A 13,510-nucleotide genomic window follows, 5' to 3' on the forward strand; every position below is an offset into this window, starting at 1 on the left:
TGCGCCTTTTTATTTGGCATCTCCTGCCGATTAGCGCGCATAAAGCGCCTTTCGCCCGCGCCTTATCCGATCTCTACACTGTGGCACTGAACTTGCTTCTTCCTGATACCACTCGTTGTTCAGGAGAAGATCCATGAGAGTCGACACCCGCTATCGCTACCGCATTTTCGCCATGCTGTTTTTTATCGCGCTGATCAACTATATCGATCGCGGCGCCCTCTCCTTCGCGGCAAACGCCATTTCTGCGGAATTTCATTTCAGCAAAACGGAGCTGGGCGTGGTGCTGAGCTATTTCGGCTTTGGCTATCTGTTCGGCTCGCTCTGCGGCGGGTTTCTGGCCGATCGGCTGGGCACAAAAAAAGTCTGGCTGCTGGCGGGCGTGCTCTGGTCGCTGTTGGAGATCGCTACCGCCTGGGCGGGAGAGCTGGGCGTGGCGCTGTTTGGCGGCTCGGCCATTATGGGCTTTGCCGTAATGCGCATCCTGTTCGGCTTTGCCGAAGGCCCGGCCTATGCGCTGATGAACAAAGCTATCGCGCACTGGGCGCCCGATAACGAGCGCGGCATGGCGCTGGGCATCGGCTTACTCAGCACCCAGGTAGGCGCGCTGCTGACGGCACCGATCGCCGTGGGCCTGCTGCTGTTGACCAACGACTGGCGGCTGATGTTTATCCTGCTCGGCGTTTTCTCGCTGATCGCTATGGTGATTTTCGCGCGGATTTTCACCGACAGTCCGATGCAGCAGCCGCGCGCGAGCCAGGCGGAGCGCGAGCTGATTATGCAGGGCCAGCAGCAAAGCGCCGCCGGACCGCGCCTGCCGTGGTGGCGCTTTTTCACCAGCCGCACGCTGGTCTGCAACGCGCTGGGCTATTTTTCTTTCCTGTATGTCACCTTTACCCTGGTCACCTGGGGCCCGAAATATTTGCAGGACAGCTTTCACTACGATCTGCACTCGCTCTGGTATGTGGCGATGATCCCGTGGAGCGGCGCCTGTATTACCGTGCTACTCGGCGGAAAGATTGCCGACACGCTGCTGAAGCGCTCCGGTAATCTGCGGCTGGCGCGCAATCTCTTTGCTGCCGTCGGGCTGCTTTGCACCGGACTCTGCTTTATGGCGATCCCGTGGATGGCTTCCGCCGCCGGGATTATCCTGCTGATGACGCTGGGCAACGCCCTGAACGCGCTGGTAAATAACGTTTACTGGTCGGTGGTGATTGACGTCACGCCGAAATCCACGGTCGGCACCTATAGCGGGATGACGCTGGCCATCGCTAACCTGGCGTCGATCCTGTCGCCAATGCTGAGCGGCTGGCTGGCGGAGCATTTCGGCTACAACGCCATGTTCAGCGCGACGGCGGCCATTGCCTTCGGCAGCATGCTGGCGATGACGCTGTTGCAACCGGAGAAAAAGCTGACGGCAACGCCCCCTGTCAGTCCCGATCTGGCAGCCAACATGGAGGCGGAGTTAAGAATACGTTAAGCAATGTAAGCAACCCGCAATAGCCGCAGCCGCCGCTTGCGTTTTCACTGGCCCGGAGTAATGTTAGCGGCAGTGAGGACCAGGAGAAACTGTATGAAAAAGGTGATAAGCGCTCTGTTCGCCTTAACGCTGTTGTCGCCAACGCTGGTGGCAGCGCATCCTGGCGGCTGGGGACCGGGGCCAGGCTGGGATCGCGGTCCGAGTTGGGATCGCGGTCACGGCTGGGATCGCGGCCACGGTTGGGATCGCGGCCGTGGGCCGGGCAGGCTCTCTTTTTTACCGGGAGCGGCAGCGGCGGTGATTATCGGCGGTCTGACCTATTACGCGCTCAACGGCAACTACTACCAGCGCCAGCACGATAACACCTATGTAGTGGTGCAACCGCCGGTAGAGCGCTTCAGCAGCGATATGCGCGCGCTTGATTACAACGGCGAACGCTTCTACGTGCAGGAAGGCCACTACTATCGCCGCGATATTGACGGACGCTATCTGGAAGTGCCGCGACCGCCAGGCCTGTAGGCAACAGGCATAAAAAAACCGGCTAAGGCCGGTTTTTTCTTTACTCCGTCAGGCGATTACTGATTAACCTGCGGATCGGTATCGTACTCTTTGCAGCTCTGGAAGCCGTAGTTCATTACGCGGCCTGTGTCGCTGTAGCTGACAAAGTAGGTCTGCTGCTTGCCGTCACGCTGGCCCAGCACATAGGTCTGGCAGGTGCCGCGAGCGTGAACCATGGTGATTTCAGTTGAAGGCGGACCGGCGATATCGCGAACCTGCTGGCGGGTCATGCCTTTTTTCACGTCCTGTACCACAGGCTTAGTGACATAGCTTTCCGCGCGGTCATAAGCTGAACAGCCGGATAATACAGCAAGCGCCACTGCCGCACCGATAAGTCCTGTTACCTTGTTCATGTTTTTTATTCCTCATTTATTGTCCATGTCGCTTTAAGCCTGGAACATAAATGCAGAGTTATCAACTTTATGGCAGAAAAAAACGCTTACCCCGGCCGGATAAAGACGCTTATAATGCCGCCCCCGAGAATGAACGTTCATTCTCAAACGGCGCCTGCGCCTTTTGTCATTGCCCAGCGCGAGGGAGTATGAGCCAACCCAATCCAACCCGCGACGCCCGCCATCGGCAGCGTCAGGACGAAATTATCGCTGCCGGTCGTCGCTGCTTCCGCCAGTCCGGCTTTCACGGGGCCAGCATGGCGCAGCTGGCCGCCGAGGCGCGGCTTAGCGTAGGTCAGATCTATCGCTATTTTGCCAGCAAAGACGCGATTATCGAGGAGATGGTCAGGCGCATTATCGATGCCCGCCTGCAACATATCAAAGAGACCGCTACCGCCGATCTGCCTCGCCTGCTTGCCTGGCGTCACGCGCTTAACGAAGACGACGAGGCGCTGATGAAGGAAGTTGCAGCGGAAGCGACCCGCAATCCGGTCGTGGCCCGCATGATGGCGGAGGCCGACCACCGCATGTTTACCCAGGCCTGCCTTAACGTAAAGCGCGACCATCCCGCTATGAGCGATGAACAGGTGCGCGCCTGCGTAGAGGTCATGGCCGTCCTGACGGAAGGCACGGCCTGGCGACGCCTGACGCCGCAGAAAGCGTCGGCGGAGCGCCTTTACCAGCTTTACCAACACATCAACGCACTACTTTTCACCACAGAGGATCCATGATATCTGCACACCCCAACCGGTTTGGCTATGCCATTACGCTCGGCCTGCTGGCAGCGCTCGGGCCGCTTTGTATCGACCTGTATTTACCTGCCCTGCCCGCGCTTGCCCGCGACCTGGCCGCGCCTACCGCCACCGCCCAGCTTAGTCTGACCGCCGGCCTGATTGGCCTCGGCGCCGGCCAGCTGATATTCGGCCCGATGAGCGATAAATATGGCCGCATCAAGCCGCTGCTGCTGTCGCTGGCGCTGCTGCTGATCGCCTCCGTCGGCTGCGCGATGGCACAGACTATCCACCAGCTGCTGCTGGCGCGCCTGTTTGAAGGGCTTTCCGGCGCAGGCGGCGCGGTGCTTTCCCGCGCTATCGCCAGAGATATGTACAGCGGCCACGACCTGACGCGTTTCTTTGCTTTGCTGATGCTGGTCAACGGCCTGGCGCCCGTCGCCGCGCCGGTGCTGGGCGGCGCGCTGATGACGCTGCTGAGCTGGCGCGGCCTGTTTATGGTGATTGCCGTTATCGCGCTGCTGCTGTTTATTCTGGCGCGCGTAAAACTGCGCGAAACCTTAACGCCGGAACGCCGCAGCCAGGGCAGCCTGTTTTCCGCGTGGGCCGCGCTGGGTCAGGTGGTTATCCACCGTCCCTTTATGGGTTTTTGCCTGACCCAGGGCTTTATGATGGCCGGGATGTTTGCCTATATCGGCGCTTCGCCTTTTGTTTTACAGCAGATTTATGGCCTCTCGCCGCAGGCGTTCAGCTTCTGCTTCGCCGCCAACGGTATCGGCCTGATTATCGCTTCGCAAACCAGCGCGCGCCTCAGCCCGCTGTGGGGTGAATATCGCGTGGTGAAAGGCGCGCTGGTGCTGGCCTTCGTCTCCTCCGCCAGCCTGCTGCTCGCCGGTCTGAGCGGCGCGGCGCTGCCTTTCGTGCTGGTCGCCCTGTTCTTCAGCGTGGCGAGCAACGGCGCGGTCGGCGTGGCTGCCGCCTCGCTGGCGATGCAGAGTCAGGGCCATCGCGCCGGCAGCGCTTCCGCCGTGCTGGGCGTGGTGATGTTTACCCTGGGCGGCATCGCCGTGCCGGTGACGGGTATCGGCGGCACCTCGGTGTTGACCATGACCGCCACCATCTTCGGCTGCTATATGCTGGCCATCGCCATGTTCGTTTTAGTGGCGCAAAAACCGAAAAAGCCTGATTAATCAATAAAAGGCGCGTAAATAGCGGGTTCAACCTTGTTGTTTCGCGCCTGGCACGTTAATTTTAAGACAGAGGTTTTCGGCAACTGCCCTGACACTAAATCTGAGGAGAGGTAAATGGCTCTGCAACAGGAAATTATCGAAGCGCTGGGGGTTAAACCCACTATTGATGCACAGCAGGAAATTCGCACCAGCGTCGACTTTCTGAAAGCGTACCTGAAGGCTTACCCGTTTATTAAGTCGCTGGTACTGGGTATCAGCGGCGGTCAGGACTCCACGCTGGCCGGCAAGCTCAGTCAGCTCGCCATCAGCGAGCTGCGTGAAGAGACCGGCAATCAGGACTATCAGTTTATCGCCGTGCGTCTGCCCTATGGCAATCAGACAGACGAACAGGACTGCCAGGACGCGCTGCAGTTTATTCAGGCCGATCGCGTGCTGACGGTTAACATCAAAGAAGCGGTGCTGGCCAGCGAAAAAGCGCTGCGCGATACGGGTATCAACCTCTCTGATTTCGTGCGCGGCAATGAAAAAGCGCGTGAAAGGATGAAGGCGCAGTACAGCATCGCCGGTATGACTTCCGGCGTAGTGGTGGGAACGGATCACGCCGCGGAAGCGGTGACGGGCTTCTTTACCAAATACGGCGACGGCGGCACGGATATCAACCCGCTGTTCCGCCTGAACAAAGGCCAGGGCAAACAGCTGCTGAAAGCGCTGGGCTGCCCGGAGCACCTCTACCTTAAACAGCCGACCGCCGATCTGGAGGACGATCGTCCCGGTTTGCAGGATGAAGTGGCGCTGGGCGTGACCTATGAGATGATCGACCAGTATCTGGAAGGCAAGAAGATTGCCGACGACGCGGCGAAGATCATTGAGGGCTGGTATCTGAAAACCGAGCACAAACGCCGTCCGCCGATTACCGTATTTGATGACTTCTGGAAAAAATAAACCCGCCGGGCGGCTTTCCGGTCGCCCGCTTTTTTACGTTATTTTCCCTCTTTTCGTCGCTTGCCGTCAGCGGCGTGTTGATTACCAGCGCGATCCGACTCTTTTTTATCCAGCAAACGCCTGATACACTGTATAAGCAAACAGTAAGCGGAGTGCAATGTGGTCAGACGTCAAGCCAGCCATCGCCTGTCTTTTGAACCGGCGGCAATTTATCAGTATCCCGAACACCTGCGGCCTTCGCTGGAAGGTCTGCCTTCCCTGCCCGGCGTGTATACCTTTCATGGCGACAGCGAATCCCTGCCGCTCTATATCGGTAAAAGCGTCAATTTGCGCAGCCGGGTAATGTCCCATTTTCGTACGCCGGACGAGGCGAAAATGCTGCGCCAGGCGCGTTACGTCAGCTATATCACCACGGCTGGCGAACTGGGCGCGCTGTTACTGGAAGCGCAGATGATCAAGGTGCAGCAGCCTTTGTTCAATAAGCGCCTGCGCAAAAACCGCCAGCTTTGCTCGCTGCTGATAAGCGATCTGAAGCCCAGCGTGGTTTACGCCAAAGAAGTCGATTTTTCCCATACTTCCGATCTGTTTGGCCTTTACTCCAGCCGCCGATCGGCGCTGGAAACGCTACAGAAAATCGCCGACGAACAGCGGCTTTGCCTGGGCCTGCTGGGGCTGGAGAACGTCAGCAAAGGCCGCGCCTGTTTTCGCGCCAGCCTGGGCCGCTGTGCGGGCGCCTGCTGCGGTAAAGAGACGCCGGAAGCCCATCACGAGAGGCTGCTGGCCGCGCTGGAACGCGTGCGCGTGCAGTGCTGGCCCTGGGAGGGCGCGGTCGGCGTGGTGGAGGAAGGCCCGCTGAAAACGCAGATCCACGTGATCAATAACTGGTTTTACCTCGGCTCGGTGGATGATATCAGCGAGGCGGGCAAGCTGACCTCCACGCCACAGGGTTTCGACAGCGACGGCTATAAAATCCTCTGCAAGCCCATCGTCAGCGGCAAGTTCCCGATCGTTCCGCTTGGCTGACGCCACGTCAGCGCCGACAGCCAGATAAACGAAACCGCCGACGCTGCTCCCTGGTTCAGGAAACAACGTCGGCGGTCTCAGGCGTGGCCTGCCGGGCGATCGCACCCGGCGGCTAAGGCTTATTCAGCGGCCGGTGCGGCTGGCGCAGGCTCGCCGTGGTGCGGCTTCTCGGTCAGACGTTTTTCGAAGTTCGCATTGAACTGTTTTTTCTGCTCCGGCGTCAGCACGTTATACATTTTGTTCTGTGTTTCCAGCATGGAAAGCGCACGGGCTTTGCCGTTAGCCGACATTTTCTCCGCCTGCGCTTCCGCTTTGGCCTTGTCGAAGCTGTCAGCCGCGATGATGCTGTGCAGCGTGCGGCGCTCTTCCAGGGAAGGACGCGGCATCTCTTTATGCGCCTCTTTCATGATGCTGCGCATCTGCTCTTTCTGCGCGTCCGTCAGGTTGAGGCCTTTGAACATCTCGTGCGGCCCACCGTGGCGAGGCGGCTTGTGCATCATTGGTTTATCTGCGCCAGCCGGTGCTGGCGTGATGTTATCTGCTGCGGCATGAACAATATTCGCCGCGCCCATTGCCAGTGTCATAGCTACAACCAGAGAAGTTAATTTACGCATACTATTTTCCTTTTGCATTTCTGTGACGACAGCGTTGTCGTAATGTCGGGATTCAGTTTATTGCGCTGAACGTCAAGTAGTCAGAACGTGGGTAAAGCCTTGAAAGCATAAAAGATAAAAAAGCGGCAATCATGGAGAGAATGCGAAGATTATGGTGAGAAATTGCAAAAGGATATGTATTTAGCGCGTTTAATGCAGAAATTGTGGAGGAGTGTAATACAGCCGACAGGAACGAGAAAGGAAAAAGTAAGGCGGGACGACCGCCGACGGGCTGGCATGAAGCGTCCCGGTCGGCGTCGTTGCGTTATCAGCTGCTGCCGCTGGTTTCATTATGGGCGTTATCTTCCACCAGCATCAATCCGGCGCGCTGCCCTTTCGCCACGTCGGGATTGGGGAAAAGAACATATTCCCGCGCCTGCTGCACGTAGCAGCGTTTGTCACCATCCTCCGCCAGCAGCGTGCCCTGCGGGAAAGCGGTAAAGTTCAGCGTTTCCGCGCCCATATGCAGCACGAAAGCCTCGGTAAAACGGGTGATCTGCTGCGAAACCCGATAGCGCTGCGGCGGCTCGCCCACGGGCGGTAAAGGTTCACCGGAGAGCAAAGCGGCCAGCGCGTCGCGCGCGGCGCTAAAAAGCGTTAAATCGTTGCGGCCAAAAGGCAGCGCTTTACCTAACTCCAGCGTGCAGCTGGCGGCGTTAAAGTGCTGCGAACTGTAATGCGTAAAGGTGCCGCCCGGCGAGCGATGGAACACCAGCGCCTCAAGTCCGGCCGCGCTCAGCCAGTGCAGGAAGGCGTCCGGCCAGGGCGTTTCACGCAGCGGCATGACGCCGAAGCGGCTGTGCCAGGAGCCGCGAATGGCGGTATGCAAATCCAGATGCCAGCGGCTCTCCTCGGTGCAGCTCACCTGCCAGAACGTCTCCAGCGCCTGCTCCAGACGCCAGGCGCGCCGCGCTTCGGGATGGTCATCGTACTGCTGCCAGCGGCCGCCGAACAGCCGGTTGAGATCGCAATGGCGATAGCGTTTGCCGCTGGCGATCGCTTCCGGGTTGCCCAGAATAACCAGCACGCGCGCCTTGAGCGGCCGCTTGCCCGCCAGCAGCTCGCCGACCAGCTGGTTCAGGATTTCAATGGGCGCGGTTTCATTGCCGTGGATCCCGGCGGAGATCACCAGCGCCTGCGTACAGGGCTGATGCGGATTAAGTTCAAGAATGCCATGGTCCAGCCACTGCCAGCTTAGCTGGTCGTTGCGGCCGGAAACTTGTGCAGGCGGCTCTGTGCTTAACGTCTGCTGAAGAAAGTCCTGCATAGGTTCTCCTTATTATAGTTCTCCCTGCGACTGCCAGCGCGCGCCCGGGGTCAGCCCGACGCGCCCTGTTCCTCCCTGATTAGCGTTGGAAAGAGTAGATACTTCCTAAGTCTAGCATCTTAGTCAGCTCATCCAGCGCTTCGCGGTTTTCCGTGAGCAGCTGCGGGTCAGCCAGATCCGCCTGGCAAAGCCTGTCGCGGTAGTGGCGATCCACCCACGCATTGAGCAAGGTAAACAGCGTATCGGTCAGCATCACCGCCGGATTGACCGCCGCCAGCTCCGCCTCGTTCATCACCACGCGCAGCCGCAGGCAGGCTGGCCCACCGCCGTTGCCCATGCTTTCCCGCAGGTCGAAGACGTGCAGCTCGTCGATCGCGCCGCCTTCCGTGAGTTCGTTCAGCCAGCGCCAGACGCCGTCGTGCCGACGCGCCTCTTCCGGCAGCGCCAGCAGCATTTTGCCGTCCGGCTTGCTTAACAGCTGGCTGTTAAACAGATAGGTGGCGACGGCGTCGCTGACGCTGACCCGCGCATCCGGCACCACCACCGGCGTAAAGCCCGGCAGCCTTTCACGCAGCCGATCGAACAGCGCCTGCTGCTCCAGAAAAGCCAGCTCGTGACAGAACAGCACCTGCTGATTGCTGACGGCGATCACATCGTTGTGGAATACGCCCTGGTCAATCACCGCCGGATTCTGCTGCGCAAACAGCGTCCGGTTCGGATCAAGCTGATGCAGCCGCGCCACCGCCTGGCTTGCCTCCAGCGTTTGCCGCGCCGGATAGCGTGCCGGGATTAGGCCGCCGCCGCCCTCTTCGCGTCCATAAACGAACAGCTGTACGCCCGGCTCGCCGTAGCCCGCGCTGAAACGATTATGGTTGGCCGCGCCTTCATCGCCAAACATCGCAACCTGCGGCAAGGCGTCATGGACGCAGAAGTGGCGCACGTCGCGGAACATCGCGCGCAGTATCGCGCCCGTGGTGGGCGCTTCCAGCGAGCGGTGAAATTTGTTGTTCAGGTTCGCCACGGTCAAATGCACGCGGCTGTCGGCGCTGTCGGCGGAAGGCGAGACGGTAGCGGCGTTAGCGACCCACATTGCCGAAGCGGAACTGACTGCCGACAGCAGCATCGGGGCCTGCGCGGCCGCTTTCGCCAGCACCTGCGGCTCGGTGCCGCTGAAGCCCAGCTGGCGCAGTGCCGCCATGTTCGGCCTTTCGTGCGGTGGGATCACGCCCTGCGCAAAGCCCCTGTCGGCCAGCGCCTTCATTTTCAACAGGCCCTGCTTTGCCGCCAGTTTGGGGTCAGAGAGCTGATGCTGATGCCGGGAGGAGGCCTCGTTGCCAAACGACAGCCCGGCATAGTGGTGGGTTAAACCGGGCAGGCCGTCAAAATTGACTTCGCGGGCGCTCATGATGCTTCTCCTGTGGGGCTGAAATCCAGGCCGGGCGACAGCGCGGCGGGCAGCGAAAGATCGGCCGAGGCCAGCGAAGCCAGCGGCCACGCACAGTAGTCCGCCGCGTAAAACGCACCGGGACGATGGTTGCCGGACGCGCCGATGCCGCCGAAAGGTGCGGTGCTGGCCGCGCCGGTCAGCGGTTTGTTCCAGTTGACGATCCCGGCTCGCGCCTCGATTAGCAGCCGATCAAACAGCTCGCGATGGGGCGAAATCAGCCCGCAGGAAAGACCGTAGCGGGTGGCGTTGGCAATGCGGATCGCCTGGCTGAAGTCGTCATAGCGGATCACCGCCAGCAGCGGCCCGAACACTTCTTCGTCCGGCAGCGTCAGCGCCGTCACGTCGATGATGCCCGGCGTCAGGATAGCGCTCGTTTTCGACGGCCAGCGCATCGGCAGTAGCACTTCGCCGCCCGCCGCCACACGCGATTGCCATTCCCCGTAAATGTGCTCTGCCGCCTGCGGCGAAATCACGCTGCCCATAAAAGGCTGCGGATCGGCGTCCCAGCGTCCCGGCTCGATTTTTGCCGCAACCGCCGCCAGGCGGGCAAGAAACGCATCGCCCTGCGCGCCACGCTTCACCAACAGCCGACGCGCGCAGGTGCAGCGCTGTCCCGCCGTGATAAAGGCCGACTGAATAGTAAGATGAACAGCGGCGTCGATCGACTGCGGATCCTCGACGATCAGCGCGTTGTTGCCGCCCATCTCCAGCGCCAGCATTTTTTCCGGCTGGCCGGCGAACTGCCTGTGCAGCTGATAGCCGGTCGCCGCGCTGCCGGTAAAAAGCACGCCGTCCAGCGAGGACTGCGTCAGCGTCCTGCCACAGTCGCCGCCGCCCTGCAGCAGATTCAGCACGCCGTCCGGCAGCCCCGCCTGCTGCCAAAGCCTGACCGTCTGCTCGGCGGTCATCGGCGTCAGCTCGCTGGGTTTAAACACCAGCGTATTTCCGGCCAGCAGCGCGGGCACGATATGCCCGTTCGGCAGATGGCCGGGGAAGTTATACGGGCCTAAAACCGCCAGCACGCCGTGCGGCCGGTGCCGCAGCTCGCTGTCGCCCTGCTGCGCTTCTCCGGTGCGGGCGTGATAAGCGCTGACGGAGATGGCGATTTTATTGATCATCGCCTGCACTTCTGTGGCGGCTTCCCAGCGCGGCTTGCCGGTTTCCCGGGCGATAGTGGCGGCCAGCTCTGCCTGATGTTGCAAAAGCAGCGTGGCAAAGCGTTCCGCCAGCGCGACGCGTTCCGCAAAGGGACGTTTCGCCCAGCCGGGAAAGGCGGCGCGGGCCGCCTCGACCGCCGTCGTTATTTGTGCCGGACTGGCGGCCCGGCCCTGCCACAGCGGCCGCGCGTCGATCGGATCCTGCTTGCTGAGCGCTTCGCCGTCGCCGGTCAACCACGCTCCGTTAATAAAATGGGTCATGCTTTTTTCTCCTCGCAGCCCAGAGTGACCACGCGCAGGCTGTCGCCCTGCCCGCAACGTAAAACAGCCGCCTGTTCCGGCGTCAGCGCCAGCGTGTCCGCATGCGGGTCGGCGTTGAGCAACACGACGCGAAAATCTTCGTAGCGCTCGTTGCCCACCAGGCAAAGCGGCAGCCTGTCGCTCCCTGCCGGCCCGATCGCCGCGCGCAGCTGCCGACTTTTGCGGATCGCCCGCACGCGATCGATATCGCATTCCAGCGTTGGGCCGCCGTCAAAAATGTCCACATAGTTTTGATAGCGAAACCCTTCCGCCTCCAGCACCGCGCGCGCCGGTGCGGTTTGCGGATGGGTCTGCCCGATGGTGGCCTGCGCTTCGGCAGAGAGATAGTCGATATAAAGCGGATGCTTGGGCATCAGCTCGGCAATAAAGGTTTTTTTGCCGGTGCCGCTCAGGTAGTCGGCGGTGGTAAAAGAGATGGAAAAAAAGCGGCTGCCTACGCTCTCCCAGAAAGGCGAATGCCCGTTTTCATCGCTGACGCCGCGCATCTCCGCCACAACTTTTTGCATAAAGCGGTGGCGGAAGGCGGCCATAAACAGAAAGCGGGATTTCGAGAGCAGATAGCCGTTTTTACCGCTGCGGTAATCGGGATCGAGAAACAGCGTGCAGAGTTCGCTGCTGCCGGTGTGATCGTTACTGAGCGACAGCGTAGGCAGCACTTTGTAGACGTTCAGTTCGCGCGAGGCGTGCACCTGCGTGCCGACGCGAAAGTTATACCAGGGATCCTGCATACCAACCGCCACCTCGATGGCGCAAATCCCGATTACGCGGCGCGTCGCCAGCTCTTCCAGCACAAAGACATAGCCCTGATCGGCCTGCGGCAGCTGGCCGCGCCAGGTTTGTATTGAGCGCTCAATCCTTGCGCTCAGCGTGGCGCTGTCGGCAGGCAGCGACGTCAGTCCGCCGCCGGTTTTACCGGCCAGCGTCATTAACTGCGCCAGGTCGTCGTGCTCTACGGGACGGATGACCATCATGATAACGCTCCTCGCGCGCGGCAGGTAAATTAAAAGTTTCAATAATGTTAATTTGGTGTACCACACTGTATGTTGCAGGCTTTATGCCAGCCAGTACAAAAATGAATAAAAAAAGTGATAAAAAGAAAAATCAAAGAGATAGGATATGTCGCTATTCACTTTAATTGCATATAAAGTGAATAACGCTCAGGCGGTGCGGGCTGGCGAGACGGTAAAACAGCACGGTTATGCAACTGAACCAGTAAATAATGTTTTTGTGATCGCGAACGTCAATTATCAATCGCCCGGCACAAAGCGCGCACCTCGGGCGTGCAGTACGCACCAGAAAACAGCGCGGCTGAACGCCTGCGTCAGGTAACAGAAAATAGCGCGGCTGGACGCCTGCGTCAGGTAACAAAAAATAGCGTGGGCCTGGTGCCTATAGCAAACATGCAGCACGCATCAGAAAACAGCGTGGGTCAGGTGCCTATGTCAGGCGATAATACCGATCGGGAACCGGCGCTTCGGGGAGTTCGCGCTGGTTGTTCATCTCCAGTAGATTGATTTCTATATTGGTGCACATCGCATCCATTGGCAGATGGTTGTTGGCGTAGCCGAAAGGCATTTCCAGCTCCTCCGCCAGCGTATCCAGCGAAAGAAAGCTATAGGCGATAAAAACCGACACCAACGGCGTCATATAGTGCAGATCCGGCACCAGCGCGAAAGGCAGCAGCGTACAGAACAGGTAAACGGTGCGGTGCAGCAGCAGGCCATAGGCGAACGGTACCGGCACGCTGGCCAGCCGCTCGCAGCCGCCCAGCACCAGCGAAAGCTGATGGATGCTGTTATCCAGCTGCGCGTAAACGATATCCGAGATCGCTCCGCTGCGGCGCTGGTCGGCCAGCCACTGGGATATTTTCAGTTCAATCGCATTGGTACGCGCGCGCCGCCGCAGGATGTCTTCGGCTTCGTCGCCCAGAAAACGGTTGAGATCCTCCCGCGCATCGGTGCGCCTGAGCTGGTGCTTGAGGCTATAGCAAAAGGCCATCAGCAAAGCGGCGATACGCGGCGCATCGGCCGGCGAGATCGCCAGCACCTGGCGCTGAATATCGCGGCAGGTAATCAGCAGGCTGCCCCAGAGCTGCCGCGCCTCGGAAAAGCGCGCATAGCAGACGCTGTTGCGAAAACCCAGAAAGATAGCGATGGAGACGCCGAGCAGGCTGAAAGGCGCCAGCGTCAGCTTTACGCCCAGGGTTTCGTACCAGTCCAGGCAGAAAATGGCGATAATCGACATCAGCAGATTCAGGCCAAGCCGGAACAGGATGCCGGGCAGCACGGAGCCGTGCCAGGAAAAAAGGCGAACAAACCAGTGGCGATGAGGACGGACGATCATAATAAGCAG

General features: G+C 59.9%; 14 protein-coding genes. 7 read left to right on the plus strand and 7 right to left on the minus strand.

Annotated elements, in window-relative coordinates:
* Positions 1 to 133 precede the first annotated feature (133 nt).
* Both QZH36_RS03730 and QZH36_RS03735 read left to right on the plus strand, forming a co-directional pair.
* Positions 134 to 1,477, plus strand: coding sequence for an MFS transporter (locus tag QZH36_RS03730; protein WP_301729675.1), 1,344 nt, complete (start codon positions 134 to 136; stop codon positions 1,475 to 1,477).
* 93 nt (positions 1,478 to 1,570) lie between these two features.
* Entirely contained in the window at positions 1,571 to 1,996 is a 426-nt protein-coding gene (locus QZH36_RS03735; protein ID WP_301729676.1) for a DUF6515 family protein, read from the plus strand.
* Between the two features lie 56 nt (positions 1,997 to 2,052).
* Here the strand turns inward: QZH36_RS03735 and osmE are convergent, their stop codons facing one another.
* Positions 2,053 to 2,388, minus strand: a complete 336-nt coding sequence (gene osmE / locus QZH36_RS03740; protein ID WP_125289739.1) for an osmotically-inducible lipoprotein OsmE — start codon at positions 2,386 to 2,388, stop codon at positions 2,053 to 2,055.
* Between the two features lie 188 nt (positions 2,389 to 2,576).
* Here osmE and QZH36_RS03745 point away from each other — a divergent pair, with 188 nt between their 5' ends.
* The 4 genes from QZH36_RS03745 (at position 2,577) to cho (ending at position 6,313) form a co-directional block, all read left to right on the plus strand.
* Positions 2,577 to 3,158 (plus strand): TetR/AcrR family transcriptional regulator, encoded by a 582-nt coding sequence (locus QZH36_RS03745; RefSeq protein WP_253454474.1) that lies wholly within the window; start codon positions 2,577 to 2,579, stop codon positions 3,156 to 3,158.
* Entirely contained in the window at positions 3,155 to 4,348 is a 1,194-nt protein-coding gene (locus QZH36_RS03750; RefSeq protein WP_301729677.1) for a multidrug effflux MFS transporter, read from the plus strand. The genes QZH36_RS03745 and QZH36_RS03750 overlap by 4 nt, the downstream gene beginning before the upstream one ends.
* A 114-nt stretch (positions 4,349 to 4,462) precedes the next feature.
* On the plus strand, positions 4,463 to 5,290 hold the full coding sequence (gene nadE, locus QZH36_RS03755; protein ID WP_301251781.1) for an NAD(+) synthase: 828 nt from the start codon (positions 4,463 to 4,465) through the stop codon (positions 5,288 to 5,290).
* Between the two features lie 159 nt (positions 5,291 to 5,449).
* Positions 5,450 to 6,313 carry an excinuclease Cho gene (cho, locus tag QZH36_RS03760; protein ID WP_253454477.1) on the plus strand — a complete coding sequence of 288 codons (864 nt, stop codon included), beginning with the start codon at positions 5,450 to 5,452 and terminating at the stop codon, positions 6,311 to 6,313.
* Between the two features lie 119 nt (positions 6,314 to 6,432).
* Here cho and spy read toward each other — a convergent pair whose 3' ends face one another.
* From spy to astA, 5 genes are all read right to left on the minus strand, one after another.
* Positions 6,433 to 6,927, minus strand: coding sequence for an ATP-independent periplasmic protein-refolding chaperone Spy (spy, locus tag QZH36_RS03765; protein WP_253454478.1), 495 nt, complete (start codon positions 6,925 to 6,927; stop codon positions 6,433 to 6,435).
* Positions 6,928 to 7,234: 307 nt separating this feature from the next.
* Positions 7,235 to 8,233: a succinylglutamate desuccinylase gene (gene astE / locus QZH36_RS03770; RefSeq protein ID WP_301251779.1), complete on the minus strand. Its 999-nt coding sequence runs from the start codon at positions 8,231 to 8,233 to the stop codon at positions 7,235 to 7,237.
* A 79-nt stretch (positions 8,234 to 8,312) separates the two neighbouring features.
* A complete protein-coding gene (astB, locus tag QZH36_RS03775; RefSeq protein WP_253454480.1) occupies positions 8,313 to 9,638 on the minus strand; it encodes an N-succinylarginine dihydrolase in 1,326 nt (441 codons plus the stop codon).
* On the minus strand, positions 9,635 to 11,098 hold the full coding sequence (gene astD / locus QZH36_RS03780; RefSeq protein ID WP_301729678.1) for a succinylglutamate-semialdehyde dehydrogenase: 1,464 nt from the start codon (positions 11,096 to 11,098) through the stop codon (positions 9,635 to 9,637). The genes astB and astD overlap by 4 nt, the downstream gene beginning before the upstream one ends.
* Positions 11,095 to 12,129: an arginine N-succinyltransferase gene (gene astA / locus QZH36_RS03785; protein ID WP_253454482.1), complete on the minus strand. Its 1,035-nt coding sequence runs from the start codon at positions 12,127 to 12,129 to the stop codon at positions 11,095 to 11,097. The genes astD and astA overlap by 4 nt, the downstream gene beginning before the upstream one ends.
* Positions 12,130 to 12,274: 145 nt before the next feature.
* On the opposite strand from astA, the gene QZH36_RS03790 reads away from it, so the two are divergent.
* Positions 12,275 to 12,487 (plus strand): hypothetical protein, encoded by a 213-nt coding sequence (locus QZH36_RS03790; RefSeq protein WP_301729679.1) that lies wholly within the window; start codon positions 12,275 to 12,277, stop codon positions 12,485 to 12,487.
* A gap of 108 nt (positions 12,488 to 12,595) precedes the next feature.
* Here QZH36_RS03790 and QZH36_RS03795 read toward each other — a convergent pair whose 3' ends face one another.
* The gene (locus QZH36_RS03795) at positions 12,596 to 13,501 is read right to left on the minus strand and encodes a bestrophin family protein (RefSeq protein ID WP_253454484.1); all 906 of its coding nucleotides are present in this window, start codon (positions 13,499 to 13,501) and stop codon (positions 12,596 to 12,598) included.
* Positions 13,502 to 13,510 lie beyond the last annotated feature (9 nt).

The sequence above is a fragment of the Erwinia wuhanensis genome, assembly GCF_030484085.1.
GTDB lineage: Bacteria > Pseudomonadota > Gammaproteobacteria > Enterobacterales > Enterobacteriaceae > Erwinia > Erwinia aeris.